This is a genomic window from Streptomyces sp. NPDC126510 (genome assembly GCF_040302345.1).
GTDB lineage: Bacteria > Actinomycetota > Actinomycetes > Streptomycetales > Streptomycetaceae > Streptomyces.
The window spans coordinates 1-15,914 of the sequence record NZ_JBEORR010000010.1; the positions used below are offsets into that span (position 1 = coordinate 1).

Below are 15,914 nucleotides of genomic sequence, written 5' to 3' on the forward strand. Positions count from 1 at the left end.
CGCCGTTCTCATCAGTTACTTCCGACTCAGCAACCTCAGACCAATGTGACCTCTAAAGCACCACGAAACAACCCCACCGGGACAAAACGCTCTTTTAGACGTCGTTTTGGGGTTCCCTATGCTTGCTGGATGGCGACACCAGATTTCATCCTCGCGTTGCGCGAGAAAGTGGGAAGCGATCCACTATGGCTCTCAGGGGTGACCGCTGTCGTTCTGAGGGGCGATCGTGTTCTCTTGGCAAAGCGTGCGGACAACGGTAAGTGGACAGCCGTGACGGGGATCATTGACCCCGGAGAACAACCGGCGGATGCCGCGGCTCGGGAAGTGCTTGAAGAGACGGGCATCGTCGCGGTTCCGGAGCGGCTGGCGATGGTTCACGTCACGGATCCTGTCGTCTACGACAACGGAGACCAGACGCAGTACCTCGACCTGGTGTTCCGTTTCGCTTGGCGGTCCGGTACTCCGCTGCCTGCCGACGGTGAGAACACAGCCGTCGACTGGTTCCCCCTGGACGATTTGCCTCCCCTGTCCGACGGCATGCTCACTCGCATCGCAGCTGCCGTGTCCGACGAGCCCGCAGCCCGGTACCTCGTCTCCGCGCAGCGCAACGCCGGCAGTTGAGCGCACCATCCCCTGGCAGTGTGGCTGCGCAGCGACCACCCCGCGCTTCTGGGGGACTTCTGCCGAGGAGCAGGGCCGGATCGTTGCGGCGGCGAGACCGCTTCTCTCGATGACGACGGCCCAGGGCGACCTCCGACGCCTGACCGACCGCCTAGACCACGCAGACCTGCGCTCCCAGGCACAACGCTGCCGGAACCATCTTCAGTGAGGGACGAGAATCCGGCCTGCTGAGGCGGTCGCCATTTCCTCGACCGGCCAGACTATGCCGGTTCGGCGGCAGGTCAGGTGAGAGCCGGGATCGCGTCGGCAACCCCAACCACTGGGACGATGAGCAGGCCGTCGCCGCACAGCTACGCCAGCGTCCGTGACGACGTCAGCAGACCCTCCGCGGCATACCCCGACCCGTCCACCTGTAGTCGATGCGCTCATCCTCTGCGACTCCGACACTGAGCAGGCCCTGGCCGTATTAGCGCTATCCGGCATGCCCTGAGCCGTGGCCTCGGCTCGAGCGTCGCTGCACGGCCGCGTCCAGTGCCTTGCCCACGAGCCCCGGCAGTGGTTCGCCCAGCGCCCAGCCGATCACCGTCTCGGCGACGGAGTGCAGCTTGATGTTGGTCTGCTGGGAAATCTCACGCAGCACCTCGAAACCGGCCGTCGGCGGGATGCGGTGGACCGCCAGAAGGACGCCGATGGCCTGGTCCACCGTCGCATGAGAGGCGACCGCTTGGCGCAGCTGGTCGTTCTCCTGCTCGAGGTGAGTGGCCGAGGCGTCACTCCTGCTCTGGGACAGGGGCCTCGGTGTGCCGGAGGTCGTCATCACCAACTCCATCGGGGACAAGGTCTCCTTAGACGCCTGCCCTCGGCCGCGGCGCCAAGACATGTGTTCTTCACCGGCCGGCAACATCGGCGCGGGCACACCGCCAGCCCGGCTCACGCCGATCACGGCCGGCCGGGCCACGGCTGCCGTCTCACAGCAGGCGGCCTGCCGGATGGCCGCCGGGATCATCGGCCAGCACGATCGCAGCCCTCACCCGCTTGCCGACCGGCTCGCGGCGGATTTCGAAGCTGCGGCACACCGCCATCACGATCTCCAGACCGTGCTGGCCCACCCGGCCCGCGTCCGCGCCCTGGGGTACCGGCAAGGCCGGATCGCTGTCCCACACGCTGATCTCCACGGCGCCGTCAACGACCTCCAAGTCCAGCAGGCTCGGGCCCGGCGCGTACTTATGGGCGTTGGTCACCAGCTCGCTGACCACCAGTTCCACCAGGCCCATGGCCCGGTCCGACACCGGGATCCCGTGAACGGCCTGCACCTCGGTCATGAAAGCGCGCGCGGCATGCCGCGCCTCAGCGATCCGCTCCCCGCCCGCCAGAGCAACAGCCGACAGCACCGGCCGGCCCACCAGCGGCTGGTCCTCATCTTCATGCACCACCGGCACCACACCGTCACCCTCGTCCTGAGCAACCCGTCCAACGGCGCACGGATACCCCCCAAACACAGCCCCACGCCATCTTCACGGACTATCGACAGATCCACGCGCCTGTCATGGCGGCATCAAAGGACCCGTAACGCAAAGTTACCTGCGGTGCACTGACGGATCCGCCGAGCACGGTCTTCATCGCGTGGTGCTCCCGTTCCGGTATTCGCCCGCAGGGACACGTCGGTAGCCGTAGTGACCCCATCTGATTACGCCGGCGGCATCCAGCAGCCCCTGGCTCCTCAGCTGCGCGGTTCTCCAGGGGGCCTGGCACCCACAGCGAAAAGCGCTGGGCCCGCCCACCGGCCTGACCACCTGGCCCACAAGAGGACCCGGCGCCCAGGCGGCCTCTCTACATAAAATGGCTGCATGCATTCCTCTTAGAGAAGCATCAAGGGGTGTGTCATGAACCAGCCTCAATATCCAGAGCAGCGACCACCCGGCTGGGGAACGCCACCACATTCCGGAGACGGGCCGCCCCCTCAGCAACCGGCCTGGGGAGCCCCTCCACCGCAACCGCCGAAGAGGAGGAGTACCGGGAAGGCCGTGGGATTCGGCTGCCTCGGAATCCTGATCGTCGCGATCATCATCGGCATCGCTGTGGCTCTCGGAGGCAGCTCAGAAGACACCAGCAATAAGGTCCCCGGCACTGAGGCCACCTCATCCTCCCAGCCGGAGAACAGCCAGAACGACAAGGAAGAGCCCACGCGGAGCCAGGCCGACATATTCAAAGAGTGCGTCACCCAGAAGGGAACACCAACGGAGCAGACAGCCGTCAAGCACGTCACGAAAGTCACAGGAGCAGATGAGAAAAACAACATTCTGGACTCAGCTGAGGTCTTCACCGACTACACGGGCGGCATCACAGGCCCCCACGCAGCCGACGGCAAGCTGATCGCCTCAGCCTTCGCAACCTGCTACGACTCTGACAACGGGCTCGTCACCGTCTACGACAAGAACGGAGAGATGCTCTCCAACGGCAACTTCTGACCACTGAATCGCGCTGACGCATCCTGGCATCCCGCCCATACGGACTCGCCTCCTCGCACCCCGGCCCAAGGGATCAAGGCCGTCCTCGGAGCCTGCGTGGACCGGGCAGGATAGGAGGCTGGGCGCCGACGGCCCGTGCCGGACACAGGCGGCTCGGCGCCTCTGATGGGCGTCAGCCGTGCCCGCGGGGTGTGAGGCCGGGCGGCGTCGGCGGGCAAGTAGACGCCCCGCTGAGCACGCCGGCGGGGGGCGCTCGGCGTCGCAGGTGGGGCAGAGCTCCATCCACACACCAGTCCCCCACGGCCCGTTCCACAGGGTCTGGTAAGGGGGCTGGAAGCCGTCGATGAACACTGGAACCCGGCATGGCCGGTCGAATGGCAACGCCACTACACCGCCGTGCGCGAAATGCTGCGCGCCGAAGCGGAAACAGAGGTCTTTCCCGGCGTCACCATCCACGGTCAGGACATCGGCCGATGGCTCGCCCGTCAACGCCACACCAACACCTCCGCTACATGAGCGCCGGTCCGGCAGGGCGGCACCTTTCTTTCGCCCCGCGTGGTGCCACCTCGGTCCGATCCAGCTACGGGCGGGGTTTCTCGACCTCAGTCATCCGGGTTTTCGATGCCGCCCGGCGGCTGGATGCGCCCCGGCGGGAACAGGGCGATGGCCCTGCTGATGAATTCGCGCGCGGTCGCCTCGTCGAATGCCCCAAGTGCCTCGTAGTCTGAACGCCCCTCCATTCATCCGCAGATCCTGACTGCAACTCCCCCACGCGTGCCGCCCTGGGCAGCAGGGTCGGCGCGTCGGACCGATGAGTTTGCCGGTTGCCTGGAGTCTTCCCTGCGACAGGCCCGCCCCGTCGGCCGGTCAGGAAGCGGCGGGCTCGGTGTCATGGAGGAGAGATGCAGGCCAGGATGCCCAATCCGATTCGGCTTTACATGTCGATGTCGCTCGACGGCTACATCGCCGGGCCGGACGATCGGCCAGGTCAGGAACTCGGACGCAATGGAGGACGGCTATTCGACTGGCTCGACGATCGGCGATCCGACGGCCCGAGCGGCCAGGTCTACCGCGAGGCCCTGTTGACCGGCGCGGTGATTTCTGGCCGTCGGACCTTCGAACTCGCCGGGCGTTGGCAGGGCGATCATCACGACGGCGTGCCGATCTTCGTCCTCACCCACCACGTGGATGACGGGGACGTGCCACCCGGCCACGCGCGTTTCGTCACCGACGTCGAGGACTGCGCCCATCAGGCTCGCGCGGCCGCCGGGGACCGGCCGGTCATGGTCCACGGGGCGGGGGCCGCCCAAGCGCTTCTCCGAGCCGGGCAGATGGACGAGATGGAGATCCACCTGGTCCAGGTTCTCCTCGGGGGCGGTCGACGGCTGTTCGACCACCTGGGCGGTGATCACATCGAACTCGACCTCGTCCGACGGCTCGAGGACCGAGACGTCACGCACCTCCGCTACCGGGTGCACCAACCCCGGGAGGCCGCGTGAAGACCCTCTTCGTCGCCTGTCGCGTCACCGATCTGGACCGCTCGCTCCGTTTCTACTCCGCCTTGGGCTACGGCGAGCTGGGCAGGGTCGAGGTCGGCGAAGGGAGTCGCCTCGTGATCCTCAAGTTCCCCGGCGAACCGGCGGCTTCGCTCGAACTGGTCCACCGTCCCGCCGACGGACCGGTCGACGTGGGCAGCGGAATCGACCACCTCGCGATCCAGGTGGACACGTTGGCTGTCACCCTGAAGGCGCTGGCCGAAGCCGGCCTGGAGCCGGAGCCTGTCCAGTATCCGGGCGGCCCTCACGGCCCGAAGACGTCGTGGCTCACGGACCCGGACGGTTACCGGATCGAGTTGGTGGAGTGGCCGTTCGGGCATCCGGACGGCATCACCGCAGCTGACTTCTCCTGAGGTGGTCACGGTGAGCGGGGCGGCGACGCTCAGCGTCATCCCACCCCATTCAAAAGTTGGCCGGGCGCCGACGACGTGGGTCGCGCCGGGGACGACCTCTAAGGCAGTTGCAGGACCGGATCAGCGCTGGAGCCTGCGTGCCCGAGCCGTCCTGGAGCTGCCCGATTCGCATATGCCGGGCCAAGGGGCAGCTTCTTCCCCCTTGGGGGCTTGTGGGCTGACGGCCACGGCCCTAGAAGACGGGCCACGCGCGGCGGGTAACCGGGTGGGCGGCCCGGCACTTCGGTCGTCGAAGGCTAGGGTTTCCGGGCCAGCCCGGCGGCGATGAGGCGTTCCCAGACGGTGAGGGCTCGTTCGCCGCCGCCCTTCCAGGGGCTGTCGGCCACGACGGGACGCCACAGGGACGCGGGGACGATCCCGGGGTCGAGGATCTCCAGGCCGTGCAGCAGGGCTTCGATCTCCTCGTCGGTGCGCCAGCGCCCGCGGCCGAAAGTCTCCTGGAGGACTCTCTCGGCCTCGGCTGTCTCTGTGTTGTTGCCGGAACGGAAGTGGCTGACAAAGAAGTAGCTCCCCGAGGGAACGTGGTCGCGCCAGTAGCGGACGATTCCGGCTGGGTCTTCCTCGTCGTTGACGTGGTGGAGGATGGCACTGAACACGACGGCGACGGGACGATCGAAGTCGATCAGTTCCAGTGTGTCCGGATGCGCACGGACGCCTTCGGGGTTGCGTACATCGACGGGGACGACCCGGGTCCGGTCGTTCTCCTCCAACAGTGCGCGGCCGTGGACCAGTACTTGGGGGTCGATGTCGACGTAGACGACACGAGAGTCCGGAGCGTGCCGTTGCGCAACCTGGTGGACGTTGTCGGCGGTCGGAAGACCGCTCCCCAGGTCGATGAACTGCCGTATGCCGGTGGTCGTCGCGATCACCTCGACCGCACGGGTCAGGGCTTGGCGGTTGGCGAAGGCAATGGCCACCGAACCAGGAAGGTCGCGTTTGAACACGTCGCCAACCTGCCGGTCCACGGCGTAGTTGTCCTTGCCCCCGAGCAGGTAGTCGTAGACACGGGCGATACTGGGCTTGGTGGGGTCGATGGAGGACCCTGCATCCGTCATGGCGCCCATCTTCTCGCGGCCGACGACACCTTGACGTCATCATCTTCGCAGGACGGCAGCAGTGGCCCCGCGACCCAGGTGTCGGTGGCTGCACGTACGGTCTGCGCATGATTGATCAGTGGTGGGCGGGCGTACGTCAACGGGTGGAAGCGGCGGGTGCAGGGCCTGGGGGCGGCAAGGTGTTCGGGGCGTCGGGGCACAAGTGGGTCGTGGAGGAGCCGCTCACCCGGGGCGAGCTTGCCGAACTCGAGGCCCAGACAGGCGTGCGGCTACCGGAGGAGTACCGAGCCTTCCTGCTCCACGTCGGCGCGGGTGGCGCCGGCCCCGCGCACGGCCTGTTCCCGGTCCGGCGTGTGCAAGGCCGCTGGCGTTGGGAAGGCGACGGCGCCGACATGGCCGACCTGTCGAGGCTTGCCGAGCCGTTTCCGGACCAGGGCCCGGATCCGAAGGTGCTCGACGACCTCCTTGCCCAACGCCCCGAGGAAGAGGACTTCGACGACATCGAGGACTTCGACATCGTCATCGAGGCGTGGGACGAGCGGTGGGAGGCCGTCATGTTCGCCCCGGAGCGCACGGTCGGCGCCATCGTGATCTCCCACCTGGGCTGCGCCCAGAGGGAGTGGCTGGTCATCAGTGGCAGCCATCGCGGCACGATCTGGTCCGACTGCCGAGTGGACGACGTCGACCTCGCGCCGCTCCTCGACGACGACGCCAAGCCGATGAGGTTCGCCCGCTGGTACACCGACTGGCTGGAGAAAGCCGAGCGCACAGCCCTGTCGACCCCGTAAGCACGTCGCCCTGTTCTGTTGAGCAATGCAGTGGGTAAGCGGGCTGAGCGGCCCTACCTGCGCGCGGCGGTGTCGGACGGCACGACGCGGGCCGTGCTGCGTTCGCCGACCGGCTCCTGCTCGACGAGCAGCTCTTCGGTGACGGCTTTGACGATCTCCAGGCCGTGTCGGCCGACCTGGGCGGGGTCTGTGGGCCGGGCCGCGGACACTGTGGGAAAGGCCCGGCGTGATCGTCCTGCAGGAGCTGGTCGTTCACGCCGGGCCTTTTGACCGTTCGCTACCTGTAGGAGGCGACCGCCCAAGTCGCCTTGTAGTGCTTGCTGTTCTCGCTCCAGCGGTATTGCTTCAGACCATTCGTGGAGTCAATGGTCTCGATCCAGCTGGTGGTGTAGGTGGGCTTCCCGTCCGCGCCGAGGTTGGCCAGGCCGCATTCCTTGGCGCAGGTCGTAGCCACCCGGCCCGTCACCGGGTCGCTGCCGACACTGTTGAGCATGATCCGCGTGTTGACCAGCGGCTCGTTGGCGTAGTCGGTGCACCAGCGGTTGGAGCCGTTCTCGATCTCCGCGACCTGCGTGGTGGCGGGCCACTTGGTGGGGTCGTCGTTCGTGTGGCACGAGGCGGTGCCGCTCTTGGAGAACTGGGCGACGCCGCCGTTGGCGCCCACCCAGAGGCGGTCCGGGTTTCCGTGGACAGGGGTCAGGTCATGGCCCCAGGCGCCACCCCCGCCGGGCTGCTTGGGCAGGGCGAAATGTTTGGGATCGGTGAGTTGCTTGGTGCCGGTGTCGTACGTGAACCTGACCAGTTCCAGGCCGCCGAGGGCCCAAACGTACCCGCCGTTCGGGTCGTACACGACCTCATGTGCGGAGTTCAGCGGGATCGTCTGCTTCGGCGTGCCGCTCCAGTTGCCCGGCGTACCCTGCGCTCTGGTGTACAGCTCGATCTTGCCGGGGAAGCCATTGCCTCCGGCGAACGCGGCCACAACTCCCCCGTCGGGAAGGACTTCCACGCCGTGCAAATCCCCTGGTTCGCCCGAGCTCTTGACGTTGATGGCCCAGTGGTATCCGGAAAGGGCCGGGTAGGGGATGACACCGATGAAACCGCTGGTGCCGTCTCCCGTGACCAGCACTTGGTCGCCGTAGACACCGCCGGGCCGGAGCTTGTGCGAGGTTCCTCCCTTCCAGGCGGCGCCGTTCAGGGACGTGTCCTCCACCGCGTGGTAGGCGTCGGGGAGCCACCGCTGGTACGGCTTCGAAGCCGGCCACACAGAGGGCTTGTTGGAGTCCAGGAACTCCAGCGCCTCGGTCGCCACGGGATAGCCGCCGGCGTAGGGCGGGCCGTACTCGTTGCCCGCGATCAACGGAGTGGACCCCTCGTTGAACTCGACCTCCAGGGTGGGCGCGAAGTAGGCCTTCGTGCACGCCCTGTCCTTGTCCGGGGTCGTCGGGTTCATGGAGCAGAAGTCCTTGTACCCGGTGGCGCCGGTCGTCGGGTGGGGTGCTCCCTCGTTGCTGCTGAGCCTGATGCCGTGATTGGGCGTCGTCGTGCCCGGCCGGGTCCAGGCCGTGACCATGTCGGTGATGTCGATCCGCAGGATGCCCGAGGACTCGTCCGGCAGGTACTTGTCGGGCTGGTCCTCGCAGGTGGGGTGTCCGACACCGAACCACTTGCCGACACCTTCACCGACCGGGGGCTGGTTCGCCCAGGTGATCGTCTGCTGGTCCCATGCCTCGGCCACGCGGTACACACCGAACCACGGGTTCTGGTTGCAGTCCTGCACTGCCACGAACGAGTTGTACATCCGCAGGGACGCCCTCTTGATGTTCGCGCCGGTGAGGCGGGAGACGTCGAACTTCAGGAAGCTGCGGTACTTGGTCGCGCCACCGTTCGGTGTGCCTATGTGCAGCAGGCGTTCCTGCGAGTGGTCGGCGGTGTCCGTGTTGCTGATGTACGTGTCCTGGAGCCGCTTGATCATGTTGCGCGGGCCACTCTGGGCGAACGGTGAGACCGCGCCCGTCGCTGTCGCTGCCACCGGCTGTATCGTCGGCTGCGTCTGCTCAGGCCGTTGTGCGGAAGAGACCGGCGTCAACAGAGAGACCGCCAGGGCCAGACCGCCCGACGCAACGAAGACCTTACGTCTGAAGATCCTCGCCAGGTGCCGAGACATTCGTTCCCCCCTCATGCTCGCATCCCGCCGGAGCGGGCCCACCTCACCGATTCGGGTGGGTGTTCTATTTCAATGCGATCATGACTCTACAGCCGGATCGACCGGAGACACTGGAACTGCGTTCGGAACCACTGCCCCGCGACGTCGCGCCGGCTCGGTGGCGAGGGAACGGTCGGTCGGTGGCGCGTGCTGCGCCAGGGCGGGGGTCAGCGGGTTCGGCGGGTTCCGGCCCCGTTCTTCAGCTATCACCCGGACCCCATCGCAAGCGGGTCCATCCGCGCGGACGCCGAGACGTTCGCGGGTGAATTCAGTGACTCCTACGGGCTTGCCGGTGTCAGCGAGGATGTCTTGCATGAGGCCACCCGCCGCACTCCTGGCTTCCACGCCTCGCAGGACCCGCACTGGCTCGTCCACTGCCAGGACGCGGCCGCCTTCGTGGGCGAAGTCGGGTACACCGAGCTGGCGGCGCGTCCCGAAGCCCTCGACCAGCTGCGGGCCGACATGCGCCTCGACGGCTGGCACGACGAAAACCGGCTTCAGCACTTCCTGACCCACCTGGGCGAGGGGGCGACCGCCATGCTCTTCCGATGCACCGTCTGCGGCGCCCATCTCGCCTATGCCGACGCGTCCTGAAAGCCGTCTGCTTGGGCGAGTCGTCGGTAGCGAGCCAGGCCATAGTGCGTTCGATGGTCCAGCGGTGCCGGGGCCGGACCGGCGGTATTCCCTGTACCAGCGGGATGAGGGCCGGGCTGTCGTGCGTGTGCGCGCCGGAGACGCCGACGGACAGGGGCAGACCGGTCCGCCCAGTCCAGGTCGCCGCGGGCACCGAGCTCGTCGAGGACCAGGCGGTGAAGCTTCGCCCACATCCTGGCCTTTGAACACTCCGCAAAGCGCCGGTGAACTGGCGCTCCCGACGGCCCGAACGAGGCGGACGGCCACTGCTGCCAGGTGCAGCCCGACGTGGCCCCGAAAACGATCGCAGCCAGCACCGCTGCAACAAGGGCTATATCCGCTCCCCCTGCGCGTCGTTGACAGCATGACCCGACCAGTGATCCGGTGACTCAGAGGGAAACGGCCCGCCCCTCTGGCTCCCCGGCTCGCTTGTCCGGCTGGGTCCACATCACCCTGACCCGGTCGGCGGCAATGTCGAACCCGAGCAGCGGATCCGTCCCGCCACCCTCAGGGAGGAGCATGACCGACTTGCCCAGCCGTCGCCCGATCGCAGTCAGGAACCCACACAGAACATCCAGCCGCTCCTGCCCCTGGAGCTCCCGAAGGTCTACGTCGAAATCGATCTGCTCTTCCCCGAGGAAGCGAAAGATCGCACAGACTGCGAGGCCCGGCCACACCTTCAGGCTTGGGCACTCGGCGCCAGCCGGGCGAGACAGCACGGCTTCGGCTCGAGGCAGCGGCAACACCGCGTCGCCCTCGGCGTACTCGAAGACCCAGCCCTGTTCCTCGATCAGATCGAGCACGACCTGCCAGTCCGCCGCTGTCGTCTCCTCGACGAACACGTCGGGGAGACAGCCCCCATCAGTTGGATCGAGCAGCCACGCGACCTGGTCGTCCCACCGGAGAAGGGCCATCCGACCATCTTGCCCTCCGGACCACACCAGGCCGAGCTAGTTTTCTCGCAGCCCTCAGTGCCCGTCTCGTGGGACGTGCGCCAACCCGCAAGATTCACAAGAAGGCGCGGGTGTTCCTCCGGGGGAAACGGCCCCGGAAGGTCTTACTCGTGCCCTGTGGCGAAGAACGGCGCGAGGGAAGAGGCGAGTGCTTGTGGAGCCTCTTCTGCCACGTGGTGCCCGGCATCGATGCCGTGGCCTCGTACGTCCGGTGCCCACTGGCGCCAGATCCTCACCGGGTCCCCGTACAGGTCCTCGAGGTCGTCGCGGAGCGACCAGAGGATGAGTGCCGGGCACTGGATCCGTGCCCCGGCGGCGCGGTCGTCCTCTTCGTGCCGCCGGTCGATGGTGAGGCCGGCCCGGTAGTCCTCCAGCATGGCCCGCACCACGTCGGGGTTCCTCGTGGCTGCGCGGAACTCGTCGTGGTTCTCCTGGCCCATGCTGTGCGGATCGCCGCGGTACCAGCTGTCCGGATCGGCGTTGATGACCCGCTCGGGGATGTCCGGCTGGGCGAAGAAGAACCAGTGCCACCACTGGGTGGCGAACTCGGTCGTGAGGCGCGAGAGGTGCTCGGTGAGGGGCAGACAGTCGATCAGCGCCACCTGCGAGACCGCGCCGGGGTGGTCGAGTGCGAGACGCAGCGCGACAGCGCCTCCGCGGTCGTGCCCGGCGAGCGCGAAGCGGGCGTGACCCAGGGAACGCATCACCTCGACCACGTCACCGGCGACGGCCCGCTTGGAGTGTGCCGCGTGGTCCGCGGTAGGTTCCGGGCCTGTGGACCGGCCGTACCCCCGCAGGTCGGGACATACCACGGTGAAGCCGTGGCGGACGAGGAGCGGGGCGACGCGATGCCAGGTCGCAGATGTCCGGGGGTGGCCGTGCAGCAGCACCACCGGCGGTCCTTCCCCGCCGTAGCGAACGAAGATCGATGCTTCACCGACTTGAACCTGCTTCGTCTCAAAGCCCTCGAACAAGACTCGGACCTCCCGCCTCGTCGGTACACCGCGCCGGGCACCTATCGGCCCCGGACAAGCCCTCACTCGTCCACACGCACTGCCGGGTCAACAGGCTGCGCAAGCTGCCCCGCTCGTCGGCGAGTGCCAAGCCGGCAAGGCTTTCCTGTTACCCCCGCGGAGGCCGTGAACACAACTGTCCCGAGTGTCGGCCGACTTGGGCGCGAAGAGCGCCGGAGGGCGACTACCTGTCCGCCCATCAGGCTGTCACCAGTGTCCCGGGACAGCACACCTAGTAGCTGTCGTATCCGGGCTCACCGTTCGGCCGGTAGATGCCGACGGTGGTGCCGCCCTTCGTCGTCGAGAGGCTGACCGGCTCCAGTGCGGTGGGGACCGCTCCCCCGGCGAACAGCCGCTTGCCGGTGCCGATGATCACCGGATGGATGGTCAGCCGGTACTCGTCGACGAGGCCGTGCCGCATGAGGGTCTGGGCGAGGTCGCCGCTGCCGACGACGTTGATGCTGCCGCCGTCGGACGCCTTCAGCTCGCGTACGGCTTCGACGATGTCGCCCTCCAGCAGTGTGGAGTTCTGCCACTCGACGGACGTCAGGGTCCGGGAAGCCACGTACTTGTGCATGCTGTTCATCCGGTGGGTGAACGGGTTGTCGGGATCGGCGGTCGGCCAGTACGACGCGAAGATCTCGTACGTCTTACGGCCGAGCAGCATCGCGTCGGAGTGCTCGTACCAACCGGCGATGGCCGCACCGACCTCGTCGTCTGCCACCGGCTTCTGCCAGCCGCCGTGCTCGAAGCCGCTCTCAGCATCCTCGTCCGGACCGCCCGGCGCCTGCATGACGCCGTCCAGTGTCAGGAACGTGCAAACGATGATTTCGCGCATGGTGCGCTCCCTTCGTCTACAGGTAGACCGCACACCCGCCAGAAACTCATCGCGTCGATGGCGTGGCACAGGCATCAGTCATCTTGGAATCGGCGCGCGTGAGCCCGGTCCACCGTCCGAGCGCCGACGTGCCGGGCGTGAACGCCGCGGCCGGTGACGAAACGGAAACCAGTTCCCGCAAGAGCGGTGAAGAAACCAGGCAGATCTGCTGCGTGTTCTTCGAATCGCCGGGCAAGAGGAGCGACGGAGGTTGATATCTATGGTTCCCCTGCTTCTCGTCCTGCTTCTGGCTCTGATCCTCTTCGGCGCGGGCTTCGCGCTGAAGGCACTGTGGTGGATCGCTGTCATCGTGCTGGTCGTCTGGCTGCTGGGCTTCGTGCTGCGCAGTGCGGACACGGGCGGACGCAAGGGCCGCTGGTATCGCTGGTGACCCACCCAGCAGCAGTCAGCCTGCGGGCCCCGAGAACACTCGGGGCCCGCAGGCATGTCAGGGCCATGGCATCTCATCTGTCCCTGCCTGTCCGGCGGGCCGGCCCTGGCGCAGACTCGAGTCCGTTGGCCGACAGGGCGTATGCGTCACTGGCCGCCCGGGCCGCCTTCGACGTCGCGGCCTTCGTGATCGTTCGGTCTGACACGGCCTACGGCAGGGCCTGTTCGGCCCAGATCACCTTGCCTTGCGGGCTGTACCGGGTGCCCCAGCGCTCGGCCATCTGCGACACCAGGAACAGGCCCCGGCCGCCCTCGTCCGTCGTCGCGGCGTAGCGCAGATGGGGTGAGGTGCTGCTGCCGTCGGCGACCTCGCAGATCAACGCGCGGTCGCGGATCAGCCGCACGTGGATCGGCCCGGAGCCGTAGCGGATGGCGTTGGTGATGAGCTCGCTGAGGATGAGCTCCATGGTGAAGCCGAGTTCCGACAGGTCCCACGCTTCGAGCTTTCGGGACACGGCGTCGCGCATTCCCGCGACGGCGGCAGGGTCCGGGGGGACGTCCCAGTCGGCGACCCGGTCGGGCGGCAGTTGCCGCGTGCGCGCGACGAGCAGGGCGACGTCGTCCTTGGGACGCCCGGGAAGCACGCTGTCCAGCACGTCCTGACAGGTCTCCTCGGGTGGCCGGCCGGGGTTGCCGGTGAGCGCCTCGCGCAGCAGCTCCATTCCCACGTCGAGGTCGCGCCTGCGGTCTTCGATGAGGCCGTCGGTGTACAGGACGAGCTGGGTTCCCTCGGCGAGGCACAGCTCCGCGGTCTGGAACGGCATGCCGCCGAGGCCCAGCGGTGGGCCGGCGGGCACGTCCGGGAAGGTGACGGTCCCGTCCGGCCGGACCAGCGCGGGCGCCAGATGCCCCGCCCGCGCCATGACGTAGCGGCGTGTCACGGGGTCGTAGATCCCGTACAGGCAGGTGGCGCCCACGACGCCCGCCGCGCTCTCCACCGTCTCGCTCTGGTCGATGCTTCCGACCAGGTCGTCCAGATGGCTCAGCAGCTCGTCGGGGGGCAGGTCGAGGGCGGAGAAGTTGTGCACCGCCGTACGCAGCCGTCCCATCGTGGCGGCGGCGTGGAGGCCGTGGCCGACCACATCGCCGACGGCCAGGGCCACCCGGCTGCCCGGCATGGGGATCACGTCGAACCAGTCGCCGCCCACGCCCGACTGGGCGGGAAGGTAGCGGTAGGCGATGTCGAGGGCGTTCTGCTCGGGCATGGCCTGCGGCAGCAGGCTGCGCTGGAGGGTGACCGCCAGGGTGTGCTCGCGGGTGTAACGGCGTGCGTTGTCGATGCTGATCGCGGCCCGGGCCACCAACTCCTCCGCCAGCGACACATCCTCCTCGTTGAAGCGCTCATGCTGCTGTGCGCGCCAGAAGCTGGCCATGCCCAGTACGACGCCGCGGGCCTGGATGGGCGCGGTGATGAGGGAGTGGATGCCGTAGTCGATGACCGCCCTGGCCCGCTCCGGGTCCTGCACGCGCCAGCTCGTGGCGTTCGGCAGATCGCTCACCAGCTGGGAGCGGCCGCTGCCGTAGCCGCGTGCCTGGGGCGTCGCGGGGACGTAGTCGAAGAGCCGTCCCTGTTCGATGAGCGGATGGTCGTCGACGATGCCGGACACGGCCGCGCGTCGCATGGCCGTCCCCGTCGGGGCCGGCTCGTCACCGTGGAGGACGGCGTCGGCCAGGTCCACGGTGACGAAGTCCGCGAAGCGGGGGATGGGGACTCGCGCCAGTTCGTCGGCGGTGCGCAGCACGTCCAGGGTGGTGCCGATGTGGAGTCCGGCGTCGTACAGCAGCCTGAGCCGCTCCCGTGCCACCTCCGCCCTGCCCGTCACCGCCTGCAGCTCGGTGGAGTCGCGTAGTGTCACCACCGTTTCCCTGGGTCCTCCCTCACGGCCGGTGGGCCGCTGGTTGACCGCGATCAGCCGCTCCCCCGCGAGGTACACCTCGTCGGTCGCCTCGCGCCCGGAGGCGAGCAGCGCCTTCGTCTCGGGATCGAGGCCCGGCAGGTCCGAGACGAACCGCCCCTCGATGTCCGGTGGCAGCTCCAGCAGTCGTCTGGCTTCATCGTTCGCCAGCATCAGCCGCCCGTCGGCGGCGACGATCAGCACCCCTTCCCGTACGGAGTGGAGCACTGTGTCGTGGTGCTCGTACATCAGGGCCATCTCGTCCGGGGCCAGGCTGTGTGTCTGCCGTCGCAGCCGCCTGCCCACCAGTGCCGTCACGCCGGCCGACAACGCGAGCGCTCCGGCCCCCGCGCCCAGGATGATGGGAAGTTGTTGGTTCAACTGGCTTTCGACGTTCTTGACCTTCATCCCCGCCGAGACGAGAGCCACCACATCGCTGCCGGCATCCTTGACCGGAACCGTGGCCTGCACTTCGCGACCGAGCGGGCCGTCGACGCTCTCCACGTAGACCTTGCCTGCCAGCGACGGCCGGATCTCGCCCACGAACCGCTTTCCGATCCGGTCCGGCAAGGGATGCGTGTAGCGGATGCCCGTGGTGTCCATGACCACGATGAAGTCGACGTCGGCGGCCCGGCGTGCCGCCTCGGTGAGCGGCTGGAGAATCTTGCTGGGATCGGGGGTCTGCAATGCCGCCAGGACGCCCGGCGAGTGCGCGAAGGTCTGTGCCACGGCCGTGGAGCGGCGCCTGGCCTCGGCACTGCTGTCCCGCTCCGACTGCAGGATGAGAGCGAGGACGCCGCAGGCTACGAGCAGCACTACCAGAGCCACCTGGAAAACCAGCACCTGCCCGGCTACAGTCCGCGTGCTCTTGCTGATCAGACGCTTGACCGACAGCTGTCGAAAACGGGCGAAAAGACTCGCCATGCGACCTTTTTAACACCGGTGATCCCAAGTGGCCAGGGCGCGCCCCACCCCTGTCCCGCTGACAT

At 67.7% G+C, this 15,914-nt stretch carries 18 protein-coding genes and 1 pseudogene; 8 read left to right on the forward strand and 11 right to left on the reverse strand.

Features of this window, described 5'->3' with window-relative positions; genetic code table 11:
- Positions 1 to 129: 129 nt before the first annotated feature.
- Entirely contained in the window at positions 130 to 621 is a 492-nt protein-coding gene (locus ABTX60_RS15680) for an NUDIX hydrolase (RefSeq protein ID WP_352097592.1), read from the forward strand.
- 472 nt (positions 622 to 1,093) lie between these two features.
- Here the strand turns inward: ABTX60_RS15680 and ABTX60_RS15685 are convergent, their stop codons facing one another.
- Positions 1,094 to 1,450 carry an ANTAR domain-containing protein gene (locus ABTX60_RS15685; protein WP_352097593.1) on the reverse strand — a complete coding sequence of 119 codons (357 nt, stop codon included), beginning with the start codon at positions 1,448 to 1,450 and terminating at the stop codon, positions 1,094 to 1,096.
- A gap of 139 nt (positions 1,451 to 1,589) precedes the next feature.
- Positions 1,590 to 2,051 carry an ATP-binding protein gene (locus ABTX60_RS15690; protein WP_502992336.1) on the reverse strand — a complete coding sequence of 154 codons (462 nt, stop codon included), beginning with the start codon at positions 2,049 to 2,051 and terminating at the stop codon, positions 1,590 to 1,592.
- A 594-nt stretch (positions 2,052 to 2,645) separates the two neighbouring features.
- Between ABTX60_RS15690 and ABTX60_RS15695 the strand changes: the two genes are divergently transcribed.
- The gene (locus ABTX60_RS15695) at positions 2,646 to 3,089 is read left to right on the forward strand and encodes a hypothetical protein (RefSeq protein WP_352097594.1); all 444 of its coding nucleotides are present in this window, start codon (positions 2,646 to 2,648) and stop codon (positions 3,087 to 3,089) included.
- A 602-nt stretch (positions 3,090 to 3,691) separates the two neighbouring features.
- Here ABTX60_RS15695 and ABTX60_RS15700 read toward each other — a convergent pair.
- Positions 3,692 to 3,829 (reverse strand): hypothetical protein, encoded by a 138-nt coding sequence (locus tag ABTX60_RS15700; RefSeq protein ID WP_352097595.1) that lies wholly within the window; start codon positions 3,827 to 3,829, stop codon positions 3,692 to 3,694.
- Between the two features lie 174 nt (positions 3,830 to 4,003).
- On the opposite strand from ABTX60_RS15700, the gene ABTX60_RS15705 reads away from it, so the two are divergent.
- Together ABTX60_RS15705 and ABTX60_RS15710 are read left to right on the forward strand one after the other, a co-directional pair.
- On the forward strand, positions 4,004 to 4,588 hold the full coding sequence (locus ABTX60_RS15705) for a dihydrofolate reductase family protein (RefSeq protein ID WP_352097855.1): 585 nt from the start codon (positions 4,004 to 4,006) through the stop codon (positions 4,586 to 4,588).
- Positions 4,585 to 4,998: a VOC family protein gene (locus ABTX60_RS15710; RefSeq protein ID WP_352097596.1), complete on the forward strand. Its 414-nt coding sequence runs from the start codon at positions 4,585 to 4,587 to the stop codon at positions 4,996 to 4,998. The genes ABTX60_RS15705 and ABTX60_RS15710 overlap by 4 nt, the downstream gene beginning before the upstream one ends.
- Before the next feature lie 296 nt (positions 4,999 to 5,294).
- Here ABTX60_RS15710 and ABTX60_RS15715 read toward each other — a convergent pair whose 3' ends face one another.
- Positions 5,295 to 6,113, reverse strand: coding sequence for an SAM-dependent methyltransferase (locus tag ABTX60_RS15715; protein ID WP_352097597.1), 819 nt, complete (start codon positions 6,111 to 6,113; stop codon positions 5,295 to 5,297).
- Between the two features lie 107 nt (positions 6,114 to 6,220).
- Here ABTX60_RS15715 and ABTX60_RS15720 point away from each other — a divergent pair, with 107 nt between their 5' ends.
- On the forward strand, positions 6,221 to 6,901 hold the full coding sequence (locus ABTX60_RS15720) for an SMI1/KNR4 family protein (protein WP_352097598.1): 681 nt from the start codon (positions 6,221 to 6,223) through the stop codon (positions 6,899 to 6,901).
- A gap of 53 nt (positions 6,902 to 6,954) precedes the next feature.
- Here the strand turns inward: ABTX60_RS15720 and ABTX60_RS15725 are convergent, their stop codons facing one another.
- Both ABTX60_RS15725 and ABTX60_RS15730 read right to left on the reverse strand, forming a co-directional pair.
- Positions 6,955 to 7,110, reverse strand: coding sequence for a hypothetical protein (locus ABTX60_RS15725; RefSeq protein WP_352097599.1), 156 nt, complete (start codon positions 7,108 to 7,110; stop codon positions 6,955 to 6,957).
- A gap of 68 nt (positions 7,111 to 7,178) precedes the next feature.
- Positions 7,179 to 8,930, reverse strand: coding sequence for a DUF6528 family protein (locus tag ABTX60_RS15730; protein WP_352097600.1), 1,752 nt, complete (start codon positions 8,928 to 8,930; stop codon positions 7,179 to 7,181).
- 321 nt (positions 8,931 to 9,251) lie between these two features.
- Here ABTX60_RS15730 and ABTX60_RS15735 point away from each other — a divergent pair, with 321 nt between their 5' ends.
- A complete protein-coding gene (locus tag ABTX60_RS15735) occupies positions 9,252 to 9,698 on the forward strand; it encodes a CbrC family protein (protein ID WP_352097601.1) in 447 nt (148 codons plus the stop codon).
- A gap of 28 nt (positions 9,699 to 9,726) precedes the next feature.
- On the opposite strand, the pseudogene ABTX60_RS15740 reads toward ABTX60_RS15735, so the two are convergent.
- From ABTX60_RS15740 to ABTX60_RS15755, 4 genes and pseudogenes are all read right to left on the reverse strand, one after another.
- Positions 9,727 to 10,054: pseudogene (locus tag ABTX60_RS15740) on the reverse strand (transposase family protein); the annotation flags it as partial.
- Positions 10,055 to 10,126: 72 nt separating this feature from the next.
- Positions 10,127 to 10,651, reverse strand: a complete 525-nt coding sequence (locus ABTX60_RS15745) for a hypothetical protein (RefSeq protein ID WP_352097602.1) — start codon at positions 10,649 to 10,651, stop codon at positions 10,127 to 10,129.
- A gap of 143 nt (positions 10,652 to 10,794) precedes the next feature.
- Entirely contained in the window at positions 10,795 to 11,664 is an 870-nt protein-coding gene (locus ABTX60_RS15750) for an alpha/beta fold hydrolase (RefSeq protein ID WP_352097603.1), read from the reverse strand.
- Positions 11,665 to 11,935: 271 nt separating this feature from the next.
- A complete protein-coding gene (locus tag ABTX60_RS15755; RefSeq protein WP_352097604.1) occupies positions 11,936 to 12,541 on the reverse strand; it encodes a dihydrofolate reductase family protein in 606 nt (201 codons plus the stop codon).
- A 62-nt stretch (positions 12,542 to 12,603) separates the two neighbouring features.
- Here ABTX60_RS15755 and ABTX60_RS15760 point away from each other — a divergent pair, with 62 nt between their 5' ends.
- The gene (locus tag ABTX60_RS15760) at positions 12,604 to 12,795 is read left to right on the forward strand and encodes a hypothetical protein (RefSeq protein WP_352097605.1); all 192 of its coding nucleotides are present in this window, start codon (positions 12,604 to 12,606) and stop codon (positions 12,793 to 12,795) included.
- A gap of 5 nt (positions 12,796 to 12,800) precedes the next feature.
- A complete protein-coding gene (locus ABTX60_RS15765; RefSeq protein ID WP_031106884.1) occupies positions 12,801 to 12,971 on the forward strand; it encodes a hypothetical protein in 171 nt (56 codons plus the stop codon).
- Positions 12,972 to 13,179: 208 nt separating this feature from the next.
- Here ABTX60_RS15765 and ABTX60_RS15770 read toward each other — a convergent pair whose 3' ends face one another.
- Positions 13,180 to 15,849, reverse strand: a complete 2,670-nt coding sequence (locus tag ABTX60_RS15770; RefSeq protein ID WP_352097606.1) for a SpoIIE family protein phosphatase — start codon at positions 15,847 to 15,849, stop codon at positions 13,180 to 13,182.
- Positions 15,850 to 15,914: the final 65 nt, after the last annotated feature.